At 69.9% G+C, this 5054-nt stretch carries 4 protein-coding genes; all 4 read right to left on the bottom strand.

Annotated features, from left to right (window positions below; all coding sequences use genetic code 11):
- Nucleotides 1-24: 24 nt before the first annotated feature.
- Complete coding sequence (locus STRTUCAR8_RS39205) at nt 25-1314, bottom strand: SAM-dependent methyltransferase (protein ID WP_006381917.1); 1290 nt, start codon at nt 1312-1314, stop codon at nt 25-27.
- Between the two features lie 407 nt (nt 1315-1721).
- Nucleotides 1722-3110 carry an NAD(P)/FAD-dependent oxidoreductase gene (locus STRTUCAR8_RS39200; RefSeq protein WP_006381919.1) on the bottom strand — a complete coding sequence of 463 codons (1389 nt, stop codon included), beginning with the start codon at nt 3108-3110 and terminating at the stop codon, nt 1722-1724.
- Between the two features lie 409 nt (nt 3111-3519).
- Complete coding sequence (locus tag STRTUCAR8_RS39195; RefSeq protein ID WP_006381918.1) at nt 3520-4461, bottom strand: Ppx/GppA phosphatase family protein; 942 nt, start codon at nt 4459-4461, stop codon at nt 3520-3522.
- A 13-nt stretch (nt 4462-4474) separates the two neighbouring features.
- A partial coding sequence (locus tag STRTUCAR8_RS39190; protein WP_006381915.1) for a S8 family serine peptidase occupies nt 4475-5054 on the bottom strand: 580 nt, incomplete at its 5' end.

The raw sequence follows: 5054 nt of genomic DNA, 5'->3' as shown, positions 1-5054 counted from the left end.
ACTGCCGCTGCTACCCCCTCGGCCTCAGTTCCAGGTACGGGCCCGCAGGGGCAGCCCGGAGGCACCGGACTCGGCGGCCCGCACGGCGAGGACCTGGTTGACGCCGAGGCGGTTGTGTTCGAAGGCGAGGGCGGAGGCGGCCATGTACAGCCGCCAGACACGGGCCCGCCCCGGACCGGTGAGCCGCAGGGCCCGCTCCCAGTCGGCCTCCAGATTGGCGACCCACCGACGCAGGGTCAGCGCGTAGTGCTCACGGATCGACTCGACGTCACGCACCTCGAACCCGGCCCGTTCGAGCTGGGTGACGGTGGTGCCGACCGGCGCGAGTTCGCCGTCCGGAAAGACATACGCGTCGATGAACCCGTCGAGGCTGTACGCGCCCTCGTCGGTCTGGGGCCGACGGGCGATCTGGTGGTTGAGCAGTCGGCCGCCGGGCTTGAGCAGGGCGTACAGATCGCGCGCGTACGTCAGATACTGGTCGCTGCCCACGTGCTCGGCCATCCCCACGGACGAGACGGCGTCGAAGGGCCCGTCGGTGACGTCCCGGTAGTCCTGCACCCGGATCTCGACCCGGTCCGTGAGCCCCTCGTCCGCGACGCGCTTACGGGCGTACGCGGCCTGTTCCTGCGAGAGGGTGACCCCGACGACGCGGACGCCGTGCTCACGGGCGGCATGGACGGCGAGGGAGCCCCAGCCGCAGCCGACGTCGAGGAGCCGCCGCCCCGGCGTCAGGGCGAGCTTGCGGCAGATGAGTTCGAGCTTGTCCCGCTGGGCGCCTTCAAGCGTGCCGGAGGCATCCCAGTAGGCGCAGGAGTACACCATGGACGGACCCAGGACGAGTTCGTAGAAGTCGTTGCCGACGTCGTAGTGGTGGCTGACGGCGCGTTTGTCGGTGCGCTTGGTGTGGAGGTGCCGGCGCCGCCGCGTCACCTCTTCACGGGGCGGAGCGGGAGGGACCGGAAGCCCGGCCATCCCGACGAGCCCACGCACCGCGCCCCGCGCCTCGGGATCGCGCAGGATCTCGGTGAGGCTCCGGGCGTCCTCCCCACGCTCCCAGACGAGCCCGGACAGCAGATCGAGGGCCGCGTAGAAATCCCCCTCGATGCCCAGGTCACCGGCGACCCAGGCCCGGGCCAGTCCCAGTTCGCCGGGTTTCCACAGCAGCCGGCGCAGGGCCCGGCGGTTGCGGACGACCAGTGTGGGAGCGCCGGGCGGCCCGGCCTGCGAACCGTCCCAGGCGCGGATGCGCATCGGGAGCGGGACCCCCAGCAACTGTTCGGCGAAGCTCTGCAGCCGCGACGCGGCTCCGGGCATGGCGCACACCTCCGTTACGACACAACCGAGAATGTCCAACACCACCCAAACACCAACAGCCCGGGATCGCAGTCCCCAGGGCTGATCACAACTGGGCAAAGGGGATACGGGGACGAGACGGAACCTCCTCTCCCACCCACCCTGACTGCTTCCGCACCCCAGACCGCACCTCACGGGCGTGGACCGGCGCTCTCCAACCCAGGCCCGCGCATCCAGCCCGTCCGGCGTTTGAGGACAAGGCCCCTTCAGGGCCGGCAGGGGGGTCTGGGGGCGCAGCCCCCAGGAACGGGATGGGACGGGTAGGGGCGGCGGGGGCGAGAAAACGCCTGAAGGGGCCGCCCGCACCACGGATGGCGAGCAGCCCCTTCAGGGGTGATCCAGTGACCGGAGGTCAGAGGAGGCGAACGTCAGGAGGCCTTGGCCTCTGTCTTCTCCTGGGCCTTCTTCGCGGCAGCGACCGGCGCCGGCTTCGCAGCCTCGTAGAACTCCTCACGAGGAGTCTCCAACGCCCCCAGCGCCACAACCTCACGCTTCAGGAACATCGCCAGCGTCCAGTCCGCGAACACCCGGATCTTCCGGTTCCACGTCGGCATCGCCAGACCGTGGTAGCCACGGTGCATGTACCAGGCCAGCCGGCCCTTGAGCGTGATCTTGAGCTTGCCCATGACGATCATCGCGACGCCCTTGTGCAGGCCGAGACCCGCGACAGCGCCCTTGTTGGAGTGCGCGTAGTCCTTCTGCGGGAAGCCCCGCATACCGGAGACCACGTTGTCGCCGAGCACCTTCGCCTGCCGCAGCGCGTGCTGCGCGTTCGGCGGGCACCAGGCGTTCTCCACGCCGGCCTTGCGGGCGGCCACGTCCGGCACCTGGGCGTTGTCGCCCGCGGCCCAGACATAGTCCGTACCCGTGACCTGCAGCGTCGGCTGCGCGTCCACGTGACCGCGCGGCCCCAGCGGCAGGCCGAAGCGGGAGAGCACCGGGTTGGGCTTGACGCCGGCCGTCCACACGATCGTGCTGGAGTCGACCTCAAGGCCGTTCTTCAAAACGACGTGGCCGTCGACGCACGAGTCCATCGACGTCGAGAGGTAGACCTCGACCCCGCGGCCCTCCAGGTGCTCCTTGCCGTACTGGCCCAGCTTCGGACCGACCTCGGGAAGGATCTTGTCGGCGGCGTCGACGAGAATGAACCGCATGTCCTCGCGGGACACGCTGGTGTAATACTTCGCCGCGTCGCGAGCCATGTCCTCGACCTCACCGATGGTCTCCGCACCCGCGAAGCCACCGCCGACGAAGACGAAGGTGAGCGCCTTGCGGCGGATCTCCTCGTCGGTCGTGGAGTCAGCCTTGTCCAGCTGCTCCAGGACGTGGTTCCGCAGGCCGATGGCCTCCTCGATGCCCTTCATACCGATGCCCTGTTCGGCGAGGCCGGGGATCGGGAAGGTGCGGGAGACCGCGCCCATGGCGATGACGAGGTAGTCGAAGGGCAGCTCGTACGCCTCACCCACGAGGGGGGCGATCGTGGCGACCTTGCGGTCCTGGTCGATGGTGGTGACCCGACCGGTCAGAACTTCCGCCTTGGGCAGCACACGTCGCAGCGGTACGACGACGTGGCGCGGCGAAATGCTGCCGGCGGCGGTTTCGGGGAGGAAGGGCTGGTAGGTCATGTACGACCGGGGGTCGACGACCGTGACGGTCGCCTCGCCGTAGCGCATCTTCTTGAGGATGCGCCGAGCTGCGTACAGGCCTACGTACCCACCGCCTACTACGAGGATCCTGGGACGCTCCGTGGTGCTCATGCCATCGAGTATCCACCCGGTCCAGGGGGGTCGCTCGTGCGCCCCTTCACAAGCTTGTCCGGCCCCTCTGTTACACTGCGCGGCCCGCGTTCCGCGGACCCCGTCTCGGGAGGGGTACCAGCGGGCAGTACGCCCCGATGTCAATGCCGCGTGAACTGCTCTTCCGGGTCTCCGGAGCGGCTGGACCAGAGCCCCGCAACACCCCCTGGAAACAGCACCGCAACGCTCCCCCGAGCACGCTCCCACCCCAGGTGAGCCCCCGAAAGGGTGCTCCGGACCACGTTCGTCGCCCAACCGGACCGAATTCCTTGTGAAGAACTTCACGAACTTTCCCGGGAGGGCGTCCCCAGGGGGCCGCAAACAGCCCCCCAAGTGCGCTCATGCGTAATCCGACCTGCTCAGTCGAGGGTCACGCGACCGACCATGCGATGCCGTCCAGGATGTCGTGCTCGCTCACCACGACCTCCGACGCCCCGACCCGCTCCATGATCGAAAGCAGCACCAGTGCCCCCGCGCCGATCACGTCCACTCGCCCCGGATGCATGGACGGGATCGCCGCCCGCTCTGCGTGCGTGGACCGCAGCAGGGTCACGGTGATCTCGCGGACGCGGTCGTAGGAGACCCGGGAGTGGTGGATGGCCTCGGAGTCGTACGCGGCCAGGTTCTGGGCGATCGCCGACACCGTGGTGACCGACCCCGCGAGCCCGACCAGGGTGCGCGCCTCGCTCAGCGGCACGCTCTGTCCGGCGAGGTCGAGAGCGGCCTCGATGTCGGCCCGGACGGCGGCGATCTGCTCCTCCCCCGGCGGGTCGGCGACCACCCCGTCGCGCACGAGGTGGCGTTCCGTCATCCGTACGCAGCCGATGTCCACGGACCGGGCCCCGCGCACCCGGTCGTCGCCGACCACGAACTCGGTCGAGCCGCCGCCGATGTCCACGACGAGGTAGGGCTTGGCGAGGTCGTCGCGCCCCGCCAGCTCCCTGGTGGCGCCGGTGAAGGAGAACTCGGCTTCCTGCTCGCCCGAGATGACCTCGGGCTCGACACCCAGGATGTCCAGCACGCCCCGTACGAACTCGTCCCTGTTCTCCGCGTCCCGCGAGGCGGACGTCGCGACGAAGCGCAGCCGCTCGGCGCCGTACTCCTTGATGATCCCGGCGTACTCGCGGCAGGCCGCGAAGGTCCGCTCCAGGGCCTCGGGGGCCAGCCGCCCCGTACGGTCGACGCCCTGGCCGAGGCGGACGATGGTCATCCGGCGGTCCAGGTCGACGAGTTCGCCCGTCTCCGGGTCGGCGTCGGCGACGAGGAGGCGGATCGAGTTCGTACCGCAGTCGATGGCGGCGACACGGGTCATGTGGCGGTCCGTTTCAGCCCGTCCGGCGTTTGAGGACGAGCGCCTTCAGCGCGAAAGGGGGGTGGGGGGGGTAGGCGGTGCCGCCCGCGGGCAGCGTCTGGGTCTGGCCGACCTTGAAGCCGGTGTTCGGGTCGGCTATCGCCGCGATGTCCGGGACGACGCGGTTGCCCTTGTCGCTGTTGGCCTTGGTCAGGTAGTCCGGGACGAGGCCCTTCTGGTAGAAGGGCTCCGCCACGGTCGCGCTGGTGCCGCCGCCCGCGCCCGAGGTGTAGGCGCCCGGGAAGTTCGTCCAGGTCTTGCCGTCGGCCGACAGCGAGGCCTTCTCGGTGCCCCAGCCGGTCTCGAACTGGTACTTGTCGCCCCGGCCGACCGCCAGCGAGGTACCGCCGACCGCCGTCACCCACGCCGAGTTGGCCGGGGTGTCGACCTGCTTCTGGCCGGTGTTGACGACCTCGTCGCCGTTGTCGCCGGAGGAGAAGTAGAAGCCGATGCCCTGGACCGCGCCGAGCTTGAACACCTGGTCGTAGGCGGCGGCCAGGTCCGGCGTCTCGTCGGCCTCGGCGCCGCCCCACGAGTTGGAGACGATGTCGGCG

The organism is Streptomyces turgidiscabies Car8 (genome assembly GCF_000331005.1).
Lineage (GTDB): Bacteria > Actinomycetota > Actinomycetes > Streptomycetales > Streptomycetaceae > Streptomyces > Streptomyces turgidiscabies.
The sequence above is the reverse complement of the archived record's forward strand: the minus strand, read 5'-3'. Positions and strand labels throughout refer to the sequence as shown.